This window comes from Lacinutrix sp. WUR7, from assembly GCF_016864015.1.
Lineage (GTDB): Bacteria > Bacteroidota > Bacteroidia > Flavobacteriales > Flavobacteriaceae > Oceanihabitans.
This window is the reverse complement of the sequence record NZ_CP045067.1, coordinates 3,388,055-3,403,542: the sequence shown is the minus strand read 5'-3', so window position 1 is coordinate 3,403,542 and position 15,488 is coordinate 3,388,055. Positions and strand designations below refer to the sequence as shown.

Here is a 15,488-nt window from a genome sequence, read left to right as displayed (position 1 = left end):
AATAAAATTGTAGATTGTTAAATCTAGTTAAGAGGTCAAGACCTCTTATTCATTTATTCTTCTGTAGATTCTTCCATGGTATGATATACGTTTTGTACATCATCATTATCATCTAATTTCTCTAGAAGTTTTTCTACATCTGCAGCTTCTTCTGGAGTAAGTTTTTTAGTTACTTGTGGAATACGTTCAAAGCCAGAAGAAAGAATTTCAATACCACGAGATTCTAGTTCTGCTTGTATAGCACCAAAACTTTCAAAGGGAGCATAGATTAAAATACCATCATCATCAGCAAAAACTTCTTCTGCACCAAAGTCAATAAATTCTAATTCTAATTCTTCCGGATCTAGTCCTTCGGCTTCAATTCTAAAATTACAAGTATGATCAAACATAAATACTACAGAACCTGAAGTACCTAAACTACCATCACATTTATTAAAATAGCTTCTTACATCTGCAACGGTACGTGTATTATTATCTGTTGCAGTTTCTACTAAAACCGCAATTCCGTGCGGTGCATAGCCTTCAAAAATTACTTCTTTATAATCTCCTAGACTTTTATCGCTTGCTTTTTTAATAGCACGTTCTACATTGTCTTTAGGCATGTTTACAGCCTTTGCATTTTGAATAACGGCCCTTAAACGTGAGTTACTTGCTGGATCTGGACCACCTTCTTTAACAGCCATTACAATGTCTTTACCAATACGTGTAAAGGCTTTACTCATAGCCGACCAACGTTTCATTTTACGTGCTTTTCTAAATTCGAAAGCTCTTCCCATCTTAATCTTATTTTTGTTTCCGCGAAAGCGAAAAATTTAATTATTTATTTATTGTTACAAATTTAAAAAAAATCATTAATCCTTTGGAATGTGTTTGTCTAAAAATTTCTCTTTAGTTAAATCTAAGGCATTAAATACTTTTTCACGTTTGTTATTTAATTCTGTATTTACTTTATTATAGTTTTTTACTGCTTTGTTGATTTGTTTTACCTTATCGTTATAATCGTCAATTTGCTTTTTAGTGCGTTTTTTCTCTGGTGTTTTTTCTAAGGTATTACTTATGGTTTCCATATCTTCATTTAGCACAAGAAAATCTAATTGTTGCGGTATTTTATTATCTGCTTCGTCAATAAAAAACTCAAATATTGCTTTGGTAGCCTTTACTATAGAAGGGTCGTTTTTATATAAAGTAGCGCTTTCTAAAATGGTTAATCCTTCTTTTGCAGATTGGCTTAGTGCATTTGTGTTTTGCTGAATGGCACTAATATCATTTTGTTCTAGAGCGTCCATTAAATAGATTTCATTAATATATACTTTAAAAAAGACAAGATACAACGCATTATAATGATTGAATACTTCTCCAGAAATTTTCATTTTTTTACTTAAATCAGAGTCACTTTCAATTATATTGATATCGTGTTTTTTAGCAAAAGTATAAAAGTTATTTTCATATTCTGCTTGTGCTTGTTCCATTTTCTCATCCGCCATTTCTTGTGCTAGAATGTAAGCTTCCATTAAATCATAAGATTCTTCTGCAATGGCTTTCATGTCTACAATTTCGGCATAATCATTATTTAATATATTCTTATTAAATGTTAAATGCTTTAATACTTGGTTTTTATATTCGTCGCCATCATAACCTTCGGCTTTTTGTATCTTTTGGTACGCTCTTTCTACCGATTTAATTAAAACTTTACGTTTGCTTGAAATGTTTTTATCGTTTTTACTGTGTGCTACAGCTTTGGTGTATTTCCAATTGTTTTTGGCAATAACTTCTAATTCATCGCCAACAAAAGTTAAGTAATCCGAAGGGTTATCAAATTTTTGAGCCGTACTATTTAGCGTTGTAAAACATAAAAGAATTCCAATAAAAAATTTAGTAAAGTTGTTCATATATTAATGGTTAGGATTTAATAAATCTGTTAATATTAAATAGGCTTCGTGAATATAAATATCTTTTGACAAATTGCCTAATAGCTGTTCATTATTCGTTTTTTCGGTTTCGCTATAGCTTAATAATTCTGTGGTAGAACTGGAATTAAAAACTACTAATTTTGCTTCCTTTTCTTTAGTATTAAAAACAGATTGCCACATGGTTTTATATGCTTGCTCATGGTTATAAATGTTATCTATTGTTAAACTATAAGATGTGGAACCATAATAATTTTCTAATAGCTTTTCATTCGCATTTTTTATTAATGTAAAATCGGCACTACTTTGTACACGAGTACTACTTTTTGATTTTAGATTGGTGAAATTTATTTTTGGAAGCGGAATATGTTTTAGCTTTACTTGAATTGTGTCATTGGTTAAAGCGTAAGGTTTATCTATTTCATTAAACTTAAATCCATCATAAATAGAAGGTAATTCTATATCCGGAATTACACCTTTTGATTGTAAACTTTTTCCGGTAACTCTGTAAAAGGATTCGACAGTAATTTTACTATAACCTAAGTTTTGGTTTTCGCTTAGCGGAAGAATTACTTGTGCACTAGATTTACCATGAGTGGTAGAACCCACAAGAATGGCTCTATTATAATCTTGCATTGTACTTGAAAAAAACTCGGAAGCAGATGCACTATAATTATTAATTAATACTACTATTGGTTTATTAAAAAAAGTGCCACGACTTGGGTCTCTAAAGGTATAACGATTGTCCTTATTATCTCTAATTACAGAAACGGGACCTTTATTTATAAACATACCACTAAGCGCAATAGCTTCTTGCATAGAGCCTCCGCCATTAAACCTTAAATCGATGATAAGTCCTTGTATATTTTCTTTTTGAAGTTTATATAATTCCTTCGCGAAATCTGCTGTTAGTCCTCTTTTGTTGTACGATTCTAAATTGGTATAAAAACTTGGTATTTTTATATAACCAAATGTATTTGCTTCTCCAACAAGATAACCTGTAATAGAGTTTTCTTCTACTTTTAAAATGGTTTTGGTTAAATCAATCTCTACTATAGATGCATTTTTTTTCTTAACTTTAAATCGAACCGTTTGGTTTTCTTTGTTATTTAAAAAGGAAATAACGTCTTCGTTTTTTATACAATGAATTTGTAAATTATTGTTTTTTGAAGTTAATGATTTAATGACGTCATCTTCTTCAAAAGAACCATTTTTAAAAGCAGCACTTCCTGGAATAATCTGACTTATTACAATTTCTCCGTTTTTTGTTTTTTTAGTTAGTATTCCAAAAGTTTCTTGTTGAATGGCTAAGGAATTTTCAAATAGCGTTTTATCCGTTTCATTAAAAAATGTAGAATTTGGATCTTGATATTGAATATATGCATTCAAGAAGTTTTCAGTAACAAAACTATAAATGCCTCCGTTTTGGTTTAAAATTTCATGAAGCAAACAGATTTGATTATCTATTATTTTTTCTTTGTTCTTACTTTCAAAAATTTTAAAATTTGCTTTTGCATTTTCTAAAATAGAATCTTGATCTAAAGCATCTAGAACTAATAAGTATCTGACTTTTTTTGACCAATATTTTTTGGATTCTTCTTTGTTTTGATAGATGCTAGCATCTTTATCTTGGGAGAATTTTAAAACATCTTTGCCCGAATAATCCAGTTTTTGCTGTTTTAAGTTTTCTAAATACTGAATAGATTGCTCAATTCTTTGTGTTAGAACTTCTACATATTTCTCTATAAAACTGCAGTTATTATTTTTAACATAGTCATCTATTTGAAACTGATCTGTCTTAAAATTGGTAATATCATTTTTAATAAAAAAACGTTTATCAGAATCTAAATGATCTATAAATAGATTAAAAACATGTTTAGATAGGGTATCATTAGTAGTTTTGGCTTTGTAATGTTCTGCTTTTATTAAAGAATCTAAAGCAGATACCTGTTTGCAAAACAAGTTGTTTTGTGCCGTAGAAAGTATTGGAATACAAAGTATAAAGAAATAGAGTAGGGTTTTATTCATAAAAAATAAAAGGAAGATAGTAAATTATTCGTCTTCCGGCACTACAATAGTATCAATAGCTTCTGCGAGTTTAAAATCTTTTTTGGTTACTCCTTTTACATCATGAGTAGATAAGCTGATTTTTAGAATGTTATATATATTACTCCAATTTGGATGATGGTTTTGCGCTTCGCATTCAAAAGCAATTCTGCTCATCGCACTAAAGCAATCTTTAAAATTGTCGAATTCAAATTCGGCATGAAGTGCATTGTCAAAATAATCCCAATCCGGAAAATGTAATAAGCGTTGTTCTATGTTGTCTTCGGAAAGTTTTTCCATCATTTTTATGTTTTTTTATACCCTACAAAATACTCATTTTAAGTACATCTTTACTTTGTATTTGTAGGTTTTTTGGTAATAAATTATCTTTTGGTAAAACAGCTAAATAGCGATCATCATTCGTGGTATACACTTGTTTGTAAACCGGATTATATAATACAAGAGAACTTACAATTTCTTTTATAAACTCATCATGATGTATTAAATCGGTGCTTCCTAAATGAAAAATGCCTGTTTTATTTCTGTTTATAATATAATGTATTTGTTGCGATAGTTTATAGTCTGTAGTGACATTAATTATCAAGTTAGGAAAAACCTCTATTGGCGTTTTTTCTTTTAATTGGGTTCTAATTTCTTCTATTCTTGGCGAACCCGTTCCAAAAACCATTGGTAATCTTAAAATTGCCCATTTACTTTTAGGTAAACGCATGAGCATGTTTTCAATCTTTATTTTAAAATGCCCATAAATACTTGAACTTAAAGTTTTGTCTAACTCGTAACTTGGATAGTTTTTATATGCATCAAATACATTGGCAGACGATATGAATATAATCTTACAGTTATGGTGTTTTACGTATTCTGTGATATGCTGATGCGCTATAGTTTGCGTAGCAAAGTTTCCGCGAAGCGAAGAAATAATGATACTCGGTTTTGTAGCTTCTAGTATTTCTACCACATCATCTTCTTCGTGGTTATAATGAAAAAATTGTTTGTTTTTTTCGGAAGCTTTATTTGGTGTGCTGTACGTTCCAAAAACTCTAAAATAGGGGTATAGCTCTTTGTAAATGGCATTACCAATAAAGCCATTAACACCAAGAACAAGTATTTTATGTTTTTTTTTATCCAGCATGAATTAGGGGTGCTATTTTAAAAAATAGAAAGTTTTGTTTTGGTCGTAAAAGCCTCTAAAGCTTGCATTCCAATTTTAGAATTCCCTTTTGGGTTGAGTCCTGGTGACCAAGTAGAGATTACAAATTGATTAGGCAATAACGCCACAATACCACCACCAACACCACTTTTACCTGGTAAACCTACCTCAAATGCAAACTCCCCAGCTTCATCATAAAAACCACATGTAAGCATAATGGCATTAATACGTTTTATCTGGCTCGCCGTTAACCATTCTTTGTTTTGTAAACAAACACCATGATTCGCAAATAAATAGAATGCATTTGTTAATTGCTCACAAGTCATCTCTAAAGCACATTGATAAAAGTAGAAGTCTAAAACATCTGCGACATCATTCTGTAAATTACCAAAGGATTTTAGAAGATTGGCTGCTGCATAATTATTATAACCTGTGGCTTTTTCAGATGCAGCAACTGCTTCATTATAATTTATGGTTTGGTCGTTTGCTAAAGCGCGAACAAAATGTAAAAAATCTTCTTTCGGATTTTCTAATCCCGAAACCAATATATCTGCAATCACAATAGCGCCAGAATTTATAAACGGATTTCTAGGAATGCCATTTTCAAGTTCTAGTAGCGACAACTGATTAAAAGGATCGCCAGAAGGCTCCACATCCATGCGTTGCCAAAGATCATTTCCTTGCAATTGAAACGCTTTAGCAAGCGCAAATACTTTAGAAATACTTTGAATAGAAAATGGCGCTTGCGCTTGGCCTACCGAAAAACTTTCTCCAGAAAGTAGTTTTAAGTGGATCCCAAAATTATTGGCATCGATATGTGATAATTCTGGAATATAATTAGCAACCAATCCACGATCAATTTCTTGTTTTAAATCGTTGTGAATGGTATTAATTACTTGCTGAAAGTCTATCATATTATCCTTTGTAGAATGGTAATTTTACCACCGTTGCAGGAATAGCATTTTTTCTAATTTGAATATTTATTTTACTATCTACATCTGCAAAAACAGTTGGTACATAACCAAGACCGATTCCTTTACCAAGCATCGGACTCATAGTTCCAGAAGTTACTACACCTATTTTTTTACCTTGACCATCCACAATATCATAACCATGTCTTGGAATTCCTCTTTCGTCCAATTCAAAAGCAACAAGTTTGCGTTTGGCACCATGACGTTTCTCGTCTGCTAATGCTTCGCTATTTGTAAATTCTTTGGTGAATTTAGTAACCCATCCTAAACCAGCTTCAATAGGAGAAGTAGTATCGTCTATATCATTTCCGTAAAGACAATAACCCATTTCTAAACGCAGTGTATCTCTTGCAGCAAGTCCAATAGGTGTTGCTCCAGCTTCGGTAACTTTATCCCAAATTTGTTTTACTTCGGTGTTTTTACAATAAATTTCAAATCCGCCACTTCCTGTATAACCAGTTGCAGAGATGATTACATTTTCGACTCCTGCAAAATCACCAACTTCAAAGTTGTAAAATTTAATAGCCGATAAATCATGACTTGTTAAAGGTTGCATAGCTTCAATAGCTTTAGGGCCTTGAATAGCAAGTAGTGAATAGTCTTCACTTAAATCGCGCATATCTGCATCGACATCATTTTTAGAGCTAATCCAGTTCCAGTCTTTTTCAATATTACTAGCATTAACCACTAATAAATATTGTTCTTCTTTCAATTTATAGATAATTAAATCGTCTACAATACCGCCATCATCATTTGGTATACAGCTGTATTGTGCTTTACCAATAGTAAGTTTGCTTGCATCATTACTACATGTTTTTTGTATTAAAGCAAGTGCATTAGGACCAGAAATTAAAAATTCTCCCATGTGGGAAACATCAAAAACACCAACGCTTTTTCTAACGGTTTCGTGTTCTATATTCACCCCTTCATATTGAACAGGCATGTTGTAACCAGCAAAAGGAACCATTTTTGCTCCTAGAGATTCGTGAGTAGCAGATAATGCAGTATTTTTCATAGAAAAAAGTATTTTTATATTCCCACGAAAGTGGGAATCTTATAATTTAATTGTTGAATAACAAAAGTATTGAAAAATATGGAAATGCTTTTAGGATTGGGAATAATGTTGTCTTAAAATTATTTTTTGTTTGGAAGGGTTGGTGTTTGAAGCGTTTTTTTTGAGGAGGGATTTTGGATTTCGAATTTAAACTAACCGTTTTGTGTATGATTAGCGGTGTGTTTAAGTACCTAATTTAGCAAATAAAAACCGAATAGAAAATCCGAAAGGATTTTCGTAAATAAGCTAGAACCAAGCAATAAATTATATACGTTGTTGTGCTTTCGTTATTTTTCTAATTCAGATGCTATAATTGTAAGGATTTCTCTAATGTAATCCTTAATTTTATACTGATAATCAATTCTCAATCCTTCGAGTACTGTTTTGTTTATTAATAATCCTAAATTAGCTTTATTTGTTATTATTTCATTTGCTGATGCGCTAATTGCTTTTTCATTTTTCACCAAGCCCAATCTTTCATATTGATTATCCAACATTAGATATGGTAAAATTGATGCATTTGACTTATTAAATTCAAATAAAATATTCATTGATTCTTCGTGGTCTTCAAAGCCAGAATTTACTTCTGATGAAAATTCTGCTAGAATTCTTTTTAGGTCATCATTTTTTAAAACATTAATATTTCCTGAACCCAAAATTGCGTTATAGGTTCCTGTTACGTATTCTGCTCTCCACCAAGATTGTGCTCCACGTGATATCATATTAGCTATTGAGTCTGAATCTATATTTTTATTTTCTGATAACATTATTTGGATTAGACCTTTACTGCTTTTAATCACACCTTTTTGTAAAGCAATGGTTTTTTCTAATCTAATGAGGTTTTCTTGAAAATCAGTATTCAAAGAAATAAGTAATTTTGTTTCTTCTTTATTTATTTTGTTGGTTTCGTTCCAATTATTTATTGACAACGCAATCAAAATTCCAATAACAACAAGCACAATTTCTCCAATTGCATATTTCAAATACTTTCCAGTTTTGTTTTTCTCCATAAGGTCGTATCGTATTTTTCTAAAGAATTTTATCATTGGTTAGCGGTTGATTTTAATGAAGCACAACGTATTCGATGATATGAAATCGTTTAAATGTTTTATATCATCAGTTCCTTTAAATTCTAAGTTCGCTATTTTTTTTGACATAGTCAAGTTTTATTATTCTAAAAAATAAGGAGTTATTTCTTGGTGAGATTGCTTTGTAACTCACAATGACAAATTCTATTTTTTATGGATCCAACGGACTATCCGATCGCTGGAGTACATCTGGACTTGGTATAAAACTGGTTCTGTAAAGCGATAAAAAACGAAATTTCCCAACCTTATAGCCTAAAGTCTTTTTACTCGCTTTTTGGTAGGTAGAAATAGCCTGCGCTCCAAAATAAAAATTTTGTCCGAAAGACGTAATAATTAAAGCTCTCTTTAATTTATGTTTGAGCATAAAGCGACCGCAATTGCGCATGTTTGTTACCGAAGTTCTTGCATAGGGATCTATAGCAATTTGACTTTCGTTAAGATTAAATTTAGAGATTAGAGCTTGTTTCAATCCGTAGGCTTCATTGTTTGGTGTTTGTGGTGGTCTTACATTTCCTCCAGAAACCATAATGAAAGGCACCTTAAATTTACGCATTGCTTTTATTGCTCGTTCTAATCGTTTTAGTTCTTTTTTATTGGTGCCTTCTGGTTTTGTAATATCTCTAGGAGTGAAGCCAGGAACAATAATCATTTGGTATTTTAACTTTTGGATGTGGTCTATATTATTTTGAATCGCTAGACTTACCTCTTTGTTTTCTGTGGTAATATTGATGGCAACATTACCTTCATGTGCAGCATTAGGATTTGCATAGGCATATAAATTTGGAGGGATAGGAGTAATTATCATGTGTTGGTTGTTTTGTTTTCTAATGCAATAGAATGGTTTGTAGAATTAATTATGCATCTCTTAAAATTGTCTTCATTAGTTATTGGATTCATTTGCTTTTAAAACTCTTAAGAAATTACCGCCAAGAATTTTTACAATATCTTTTTCACTATATCCTTTTTCTACTAATGCCTTTGTTATTAAAGGATAGGTTGTAACATCATCTAATGGAAGTGGAGTAAGGTTGATGCCATCAAAGTCCGATCCTAAACCTACATAATCTGCACCTACCAGTTTAACAATATAATCTATGTGATCTATCAACGTAGATAATGGTGGTCTTAATAAGTTCGCTTCTGCTGGATATTTTTTGTACAAATAATCCATCGTATACCATGGATCCATTCCGCTATTTACTAAGGAATCTTTTTCTATAGTGTGTTTCTTAAAAAAAGCCGCATCCTTTTCACCAAAACTAGGGTCAATAAAACCAGGATGAAAATTCACCTGAATGACACCTTTATTTTTAGCAATGGCACGTATTTGATCATCTTTTAAATTTCTACGATTAGGTACCAGACTATAGACCGAACTATGTGACGCTATTATTGGTTTGTTAGTAATTTTAATTACATCCCAAAATGTTTGATCGCCAGAGTGACTAACATCTATTAGCATTCCCAATGCATTCATTTTTTTTACGACTTGTATTCCAAAATCGGTTAGGCCTTTTGGGGTGAGATTCGGATTGCTTGTTTCATCAGCAGCACTTGTAGCCCAAGAAGGAGCAACATTATGCGTTAGCGTTAGATATCTTGCACCACGTTTATAGAGTGCTTCTAACTTATTTAGGTCATTTTCCATCATATGACCACCTTCTACACCAAACATTGCTGCAATTTTATTTTCATTTACAGCTTTTAAAATAGCATTCGTGTTGGAGGCTTTAGTAATCTTATTTGGGTTACGCGCAATTACGGCATCTAGACTATCCATTTGTCTATTGGCTAAAGCGTATGCGTTTTCAATCGCTCCGTCACTATAGACCGAAAATAATTGCACATCCAAACCGCCTTTTTTCCAACGGTTCAAATCGGAATGTGCTTGTCCGGTTAAATCTTGATCCATGATCATTCCTAGATCTGTCGTTTTCATTAAGATATCATTGTGGGTGTCTACGACAATGGCTTCTTTATGAATTTCTTCAAATGTTTTTGTTTCTAATTCTTTATCTGGCTTAGATTTACAAGCAGATAAAACGAGTAATAGAATTATAAAATATCTCATAGTTTTAATTTTATAAGGATGTAAGTTTTATTTAGAAAAAGTAATTTTGATTCTTAGGAATAGCACAAATGCTGTTCATATTTTAATCCGGGAAATTTTGAAATTTCTATGGAATAATCCATTTTGCAAGGTGCTACATTTCACTTTTCTTACTTTGCCTTTGGTCTTTATATTTCATAAATAGTCCAAAAATTAGACCTGAAATTAGAGAAAGAAGGACTCTTTTTTCCATATTATCAAAAGTGAAATCTCCAGCTACTAAATCAATAGCGCTGTTGGAAATTAGCACGAAAACCGCAAAAATTATTCCCTTGTAGTACCAATTTAGTTTTTTCATATTTCTTTGTTTTTAGTTGATTATGTAGTGGTTAGCGTCTAGTGAATTAAAAAATGAAGTTCGTTATTATTTTTGATAAAGGCAAGTTTTTATTTTTCCGCAAAGCAAATCGCCTTCTAATTCCATGGATATGGAAGAAGTGAAAAAAGGTCTAACAAGAAGAATTAGACCTTAAACAGGTTTCTTAAAAAGAATAGATTGTTTAAGTGTTTTATAGAATACTATTAGCGTTTTTTATTTGGTAAGTGTTTTGTGTACTTCGTCAAAAACTTCTGGTCTGTCGGCTAGTACAATTAAGGTGTCATTAACTTCTACAATTGTTAAGCCGTTTGGAATGATATAACTTTCGCCTCTTTTAATCATTGCTATTATGGCATTTTTAGGAAAGCCTAATTCTATAATTTTCTTATCTACCGCAAAGCATTCTTTAGATATGATAAGCTCTTTCATTTCTGCTTTAGGGTTTTCCGTTAGAAGCAAATCGGTATCTGTAAATTTCTTTTGTGTCTCTGGTAATCCTACACCTAACCATTTTGCAACAATAGAAAGTGTGGTTCCTTGAATTAAAATAGAAGTAACAGAAATGAAAAACACAATATTAAAAATCATGTGCGCTTTGTCTATTCCGGCTAAAAGGGGATAGGTAGCAAACACAATTGGAACCGCACCACGTAAACCAACCCACGAAATGTAAAACCTTCTTTTCATTTTCATTTTAAAAAACATAAGACTAATAAATACACCTATTGGTCTGGCAACAAGTATTAAGAATAAAGAAATAAGTAACCCGATACCCATATATGGAATGATTTCAGAAGGAAAAACGAGTAATCCAAGTGTAAGGAATAGCACAATTTGCATGAGCCACGCCAAACCATCAAACATTTTTAGGATTGTTTTTTTGTGGATTAGGTCTTGATTTCCTAAATAAACAGCACAGATATAAATGGAAAGAAATCCATTTCCTCCTACAAAATCGGTTGCGGAAAAAGTGATAAACATTAAGGCAATGACTAAAACAGGATACAGCCCTTCAAAGTCTAGTTTTATTTTATTGATTATATATTTACTAGCAACGCCAAAGGTTATCCCTAGAATACCACCAAAAATCATTTGTTGTAAAAACAATGGAATAATAGATAGAAAACTTTTGTCTTGATTAATAACTAAGGATAAAAAGGCTAAAGTAAGTACATAAGCCATTGGGTCATTACTTCCGCTTTCTAACTCTAAAGTGGGTCTTAAATTGGTTCTTAGTGCAAGACTTTTAGAACGAAGAATGGAAAATACAGCTGCTGCATCTGTAGAAGATACAATGGAACCTAATAAAAGACTTTCATAAATGGTGAAATCGGTAACAAACCATACAAAAGTACCAAGAGAAACTGCGGTTAATAATACCCCTAATGTGGATAATGCAATTCCTTCTCGAAGAATAGGTTTTACAGCTTTCCAATTGGTGTCGAGTCCTCCAGAAAATAAGATAAAATTTAGAGATACAATACCAATAAATTGCGCAAGTTTAGGGTCGTCAAAGCGAATACCTCCAATACCGTCGGATCCTGCTAGCATTCCAATTCCTAAAAACAGTAATAAAGTAGGAACACCAAACTTATAGGAAGTTTTTCCTGCAAAAATACTGATAAGAAGTAATAAAGAACCAACTAATAGTATATTTTCAATCGTTAAATTCATGCATCTTTCTTTTTGAAATCAAAAAATAAAGATACTGCTAGTTCTCTAAAAATCCATAAAAAAGGAGCACTTAACTTCTGCTAATTTTCGATGTAATTTCAATTTATTGAATAGACGTATAAAACACTATAATTTTACCACCAAACAACAAAGCATTTTTCGGTTTTACCATTTGGTTTTTTTATCCAACATAAGGGTGCTTTTTCTTGATTTAAAACCGGTTTTAATGCTTCCAAAAAAGTGTGGTAAGATTGCCAGAGATTATGTGTTGGAATATCGATTAGCCAATCTCGTTTTTCAGGAATAAAGAAGGTACAATCTGCAAATTGTTGAAGTTCCTTTTGGGTAATATAAAAACCTTTAACACAAGAAGCGTTAATCGATTTAAAAGGAATGTTTTGGTTTTTAAAAGGAACAAATAGTTGTGCTTTAAAACATACTTGTTGTTGTATTTCTTCGACTTGTAAATCTAATTTTTCTAGTACAGGTTTTGTGCAATTATGATAGAGTAGCGGTAATTGCTTTTCTTCTAGCTTGGCTAATTTTTGGACAAGACTATCTTTTCTATTCGGACCAATCCAATGGTCAACTTCAGTAGTGCCAACCGTTTCGTCGTACAAATAAAATTTATAGACTATTTCTAAATGAATAGGTTGTTCGTCCTTTTTAAGAAGACAATCTATTTCACCAATAGTAATTTTATCTTTTTGTATCTGAATATTTTCGACTAAAATAGAAACGGTATCGTCTTGTTTTAATTGCTGACTAACAAAACGTTCGACTAATTTACCAAGTCGTAATTTATGATTTTCGGAAGTGCTAAAATCAGTAACGGTATTGGAAAGGTTCCATTGTTGCATTTTAAAACCGGAAGTATTTAACCACAAATTCGGAGTATTAAGAAAACCTAAATATTGTAATGTTATGTCTTTCATTTATATTAAAAATGCTTTTTGAATCTAATTTCTTGTCTAGCAAAAGTATTGAAAAAGAAGTAGATGTTTTGGTGAAATATAAGAATATGCGTTTCAAATGTAAGCGAGATGTAAATAAGGCAAAAGTTATATCATATCCTATTACACCAAGTCTTAAAGTTTTATTAAGGGATATTAAACTTAAGTTAAAGGGCCGGGATTTTTTGGTTTATGTTCTTTTTATAGATAAGTTAAAGTATGGAAAACATTTTAGTAGCAGGTGCCAATGGCACTACAGGAAAAAAAATAGTTCAACTTTTAAACGAATCTCAATATTTTAACCCGATAGCAATGGTTAGAAAAGAGGAACAACAAACGTATTTTACAGCAAAAAATATAGATACGGTTTTAGGGGATTTAGAAGAAGATGTTTCTCATGTATTTAAGGATTCTAAAAGTATAGATAAAGTATTATTTGCTGCTGGTTCTGGTGGTAAGAAAGTAATTGAAGTAGATCAAGAAGGAGCAAAGCGATTAATAGATGCATCTAATAAAAACGGAGTAAAAAAGTTTGTGATGCTAAGTTCTATGGGAGCAGACCAACCAGAAAAAGCAGAACAGCTTCAAGACTATTTAAAAGCAAAACATAATGCCGATGTATACCTGAAATCTAGCGGATTAAATTATGCAATTGTTAGACCAGGTGCATTAACAAACGGCGAATTAACGAATGCAATAGCGTTGGAAGAAAAATTACATACCAGAGGAGAGATAAGTAGAAATGATGTTGCACAAACATTAGTACAAACACTTAATGATGACGTTGCAAATAATGTCACTTTTGAAATCATAAAAGGCCACACACAAATTGGTGAAGCCTTAAATAAAATGTCTTTTGTTAAAGCGTAATTAGCCTTTTAATAAGAAAGATTTTAAACCTTCGTAGCTGCCAATTTTGGTGGCTACTTTTGTTTTACCCATTACCGCCTGAATTTGTTCTGGTAATTCTTGCTTTTGAGGGATAACTTCTTCCACCACATCTAAAAATTTAGTTGGATGTGCTGTTTCTAAAAATACAGTATGTGCATTCGGATTTTCCTTTAAATATGCTTTACAACCTAAATAACCAACAGCGCCATGCGGATCTGCAACATAGTTATAATTGTTATAAATTTCTAACATCGCTTCTTTAGTTGCTGCATCAGAAAAACTGTAAGAAGAAAGATTGTCTTTTAAACTATCGAAATTATTTTTATAGATTTCTTGAATACGAATAAAGTTACTCGGATTACCAACATCCATTGCATTACTAATAGTTTGTACAGATGCTTTTGGGTTGTATTCTTCCGTTTGTAAATAATTAGTAACTACATTATTTTGGTTATTAGAAGCAATAAAATGTTTTATAGGTAAACCTAATTGTTGTGCCATCATTCCAGCGCAAACATTACCAAAGTTTCCACTAGGTACAGAAAAAACGATGTCTTTATGTGTTTTATGCAATTGCTTATAGGCAAACATAAAGTAGAAAAGTTGTGGTAACCAACGTGCAACATTAATCGAGTTAGCTGAAGTTAATTGCATTTTACTAGTTAGTTCTTCATCTAAAAAAGCACGTTTTACCATGTCTTGACAATCGTCGAAAACACCATCTACTTCTAAAGCTCTAATGTTTTGTCCAAGGGTTGTAAGTTGCATTTCTTGTATATCACTTACTTTTCCGGAAGGATATAAAATGACTACATTCACACCTTTAACACCTAAAAAACCGTTTGCAACAGCGCCTCCAGTGTCACCAGAAGTGGCAACTAAAACTGTTACTTCGTTGGTGTTATCTTGGTTGAAATAACCTAGACATCTAGCCATAAAACGAGCGCCAACATCTTTAAAAGCCATGGTTGGTCCATGAAATAATTCTAATGTAGAAATATGATCGTTTAATTGTACTACAGGAAAATCAAAAGAAAGTGTTTCTTCTACTATTGTTTTTAAAACGTCTTCCGGAATTTCAGGAGATACAAATTGTTTTATTGCTGTAAATGCTATTTCAGAATTGGATAAGTTGTCAATATTATCAAAAAAAGATTGTGGTAAAGGGGTAATGCTTTCCGGGAAATATAATCCTCTATCTGGAGCTAATCCTTTTATAACTGCATCTTTAAAGGATGTGTTTGGTGCTTTATGGTTTAAACTGTAGTAATTCATCTTTAGTTTCCGCGAAAGCGGTAATCTTTTAA

15 protein-coding genes are annotated in these 15,488 nt (G+C 31.8%); 1 reads left to right on the top strand and 14 read right to left on the bottom strand.

Annotated elements, in window-relative coordinates; all coding sequences use genetic code 11:
• Window positions 1-53 precede the first annotated feature (53 nt).
• The 13 genes from FG167_RS14845 to FG167_RS14785 form a co-directional block, all read right to left on the bottom strand.
• Window positions 54-776 carry a YebC/PmpR family DNA-binding transcriptional regulator gene (locus FG167_RS14845; RefSeq protein ID WP_203459004.1) on the bottom strand — a complete coding sequence of 241 codons (723 nt, stop codon included), beginning with the start codon at window positions 774-776 and terminating at the stop codon, window positions 54-56.
• Window positions 777-851: 75 nt separating this feature from the next.
• Window positions 852-1,889, bottom strand: coding sequence for a hypothetical protein (locus tag FG167_RS14840; RefSeq protein ID WP_203459003.1), 1,038 nt, complete (start codon window positions 1,887-1,889; stop codon window positions 852-854).
• 3 nt (window positions 1,890-1,892) lie between these two features.
• Window positions 1,893-3,935, bottom strand: coding sequence for a carboxy terminal-processing peptidase (locus tag FG167_RS14835; RefSeq protein ID WP_203459002.1), 2,043 nt, complete (start codon window positions 3,933-3,935; stop codon window positions 1,893-1,895).
• Between the two features lie 24 nt (window positions 3,936-3,959).
• Window positions 3,960-4,253 (bottom strand): 4a-hydroxytetrahydrobiopterin dehydratase, encoded by a 294-nt coding sequence (locus FG167_RS14830; protein ID WP_203461130.1) that lies wholly within the window; start codon window positions 4,251-4,253, stop codon window positions 3,960-3,962.
• Between the two features lie 22 nt (window positions 4,254-4,275).
• Window positions 4,276-5,103 carry a sugar nucleotide-binding protein gene (locus FG167_RS14825; protein ID WP_203459001.1) on the bottom strand — a complete coding sequence of 276 codons (828 nt, stop codon included), beginning with the start codon at window positions 5,101-5,103 and terminating at the stop codon, window positions 4,276-4,278.
• 17 nt (window positions 5,104-5,120) lie between these two features.
• Window positions 5,121-6,035: a glutaminase gene (locus FG167_RS14820; RefSeq protein WP_203459000.1), complete on the bottom strand. Its 915-nt coding sequence runs from the start codon at window positions 6,033-6,035 to the stop codon at window positions 5,121-5,123.
• 1 nt (window position 6,036) lies between these two features.
• The gene (gene gcvT, locus FG167_RS14815; protein ID WP_203458999.1) at window positions 6,037-7,107 is read right to left on the bottom strand and encodes a glycine cleavage system aminomethyltransferase GcvT; all 1,071 of its coding nucleotides are present in this window, start codon (window positions 7,105-7,107) and stop codon (window positions 6,037-6,039) included.
• Window positions 7,108-7,433: 326 nt separating this feature from the next.
• Entirely contained in the window at window positions 7,434-8,156 is a 723-nt protein-coding gene (locus tag FG167_RS14810; protein ID WP_203461150.1) for a DUF6090 family protein, read from the bottom strand.
• Between the two features lie 229 nt (window positions 8,157-8,385).
• Window positions 8,386-9,039 (bottom strand): YdcF family protein, encoded by a 654-nt coding sequence (locus FG167_RS14805; protein WP_203458998.1) that lies wholly within the window; start codon window positions 9,037-9,039, stop codon window positions 8,386-8,388.
• 75 nt (window positions 9,040-9,114) lie between these two features.
• Window positions 9,115-10,305 (bottom strand): dipeptidase, encoded by a 1,191-nt coding sequence (locus FG167_RS14800; protein ID WP_203458997.1) that lies wholly within the window; start codon window positions 10,303-10,305, stop codon window positions 9,115-9,117.
• A gap of 133 nt (window positions 10,306-10,438) precedes the next feature.
• The gene (locus FG167_RS14795) at window positions 10,439-10,642 is read right to left on the bottom strand and encodes a hypothetical protein (RefSeq protein WP_203458996.1); all 204 of its coding nucleotides are present in this window, start codon (window positions 10,640-10,642) and stop codon (window positions 10,439-10,441) included.
• Between the two features lie 234 nt (window positions 10,643-10,876).
• Window positions 10,877-12,337, bottom strand: coding sequence for a potassium/proton antiporter (locus FG167_RS14790; RefSeq protein ID WP_203458995.1), 1,461 nt, complete (start codon window positions 12,335-12,337; stop codon window positions 10,877-10,879).
• A gap of 134 nt (window positions 12,338-12,471) precedes the next feature.
• Entirely contained in the window at window positions 12,472-13,272 is an 801-nt protein-coding gene (locus FG167_RS14785) for a DUF1853 family protein (RefSeq protein ID WP_203458994.1), read from the bottom strand.
• A gap of 237 nt (window positions 13,273-13,509) precedes the next feature.
• On the opposite strand from FG167_RS14785, the gene FG167_RS14780 reads away from it, so the two are divergent.
• Window positions 13,510-14,160 carry an SDR family oxidoreductase gene (locus tag FG167_RS14780; RefSeq protein ID WP_203458993.1) on the top strand — a complete coding sequence of 217 codons (651 nt, stop codon included), beginning with the start codon at window positions 13,510-13,512 and terminating at the stop codon, window positions 14,158-14,160.
• On the opposite strand, the gene thrC is transcribed toward FG167_RS14780, so the two are convergent.
• Entirely contained in the window at window positions 14,161-15,456 is a 1,296-nt protein-coding gene (gene thrC / locus FG167_RS14775; protein WP_203458992.1) for a threonine synthase, read from the bottom strand.
• Window positions 15,457-15,488 lie beyond the last annotated feature (32 nt).

What these genes read in the sequence shown, in the direction of transcription:
- FG167_RS14845 (WP_203459004.1), bottom strand. Translation starts at nt 776, where the DNA reads ATGGGAAGAGCTTTCGAATTTAGAAAAGCACGTAAAATGAAACGTTGG.
- FG167_RS14840 (WP_203459003.1), bottom strand. Translation starts at nt 1,889, where the DNA reads ATGAACAACTTTACTAAATTTTTTATTGGAATTCTTTTATGTTTTACA.
- FG167_RS14835 (WP_203459002.1), bottom strand. Translation starts at nt 3,935, where the DNA reads ATGAATAAAACCCTACTCTATTTCTTTATACTTTGTATTCCAATACTT.
- FG167_RS14830 (WP_203461130.1), bottom strand. Translation starts at nt 4,253, where the DNA reads ATGGAAAAACTTTCCGAAGACAACATAGAACAACGCTTATTACATTTT.
- FG167_RS14825 (WP_203459001.1), bottom strand. Translation starts at nt 5,103, where the DNA reads ATGCTGGATAAAAAAAAACATAAAATACTTGTTCTTGGTGTTAATGGC.
- FG167_RS14820 (WP_203459000.1), bottom strand. Translation starts at nt 6,035, where the DNA reads ATGATAGACTTTCAGCAAGTAATTAATACCATTCACAACGATTTAAAA.
- gcvT (WP_203458999.1), bottom strand. Translation starts at nt 7,107, where the DNA reads ATGAAAAATACTGCATTATCTGCTACTCACGAATCTCTAGGAGCAAAA.
- FG167_RS14810 (WP_203461150.1), bottom strand. Translation starts at nt 8,156, where the DNA reads ATGGAGAAAAACAAAACTGGAAAGTATTTGAAATATGCAATTGGAGAA.
- FG167_RS14805 (WP_203458998.1), bottom strand. Translation starts at nt 9,039, where the DNA reads ATGATAATTACTCCTATCCCTCCAAATTTATATGCCTATGCAAATCCT.
- FG167_RS14800 (WP_203458997.1), bottom strand. Translation starts at nt 10,305, where the DNA reads ATGAGATATTTTATAATTCTATTACTCGTTTTATCTGCTTGTAAATCT.
- FG167_RS14795 (WP_203458996.1), bottom strand. Translation starts at nt 10,642, where the DNA reads ATGAAAAAACTAAATTGGTACTACAAGGGAATAATTTTTGCGGTTTTC.
- FG167_RS14790 (WP_203458995.1), bottom strand. Translation starts at nt 12,337, where the DNA reads ATGAATTTAACGATTGAAAATATACTATTAGTTGGTTCTTTATTACTT.
- FG167_RS14785 (WP_203458994.1), bottom strand. Translation starts at nt 13,272, where the DNA reads ATGAAAGACATAACATTACAATATTTAGGTTTTCTTAATACTCCGAAT.
- FG167_RS14780 (WP_203458993.1), top strand. Translation starts at nt 13,510, where the DNA reads ATGGAAAACATTTTAGTAGCAGGTGCCAATGGCACTACAGGAAAAAAA.
- thrC (WP_203458992.1), bottom strand. Translation starts at nt 15,456, where the DNA reads ATGAATTACTACAGTTTAAACCATAAAGCACCAAACACATCCTTTAAA.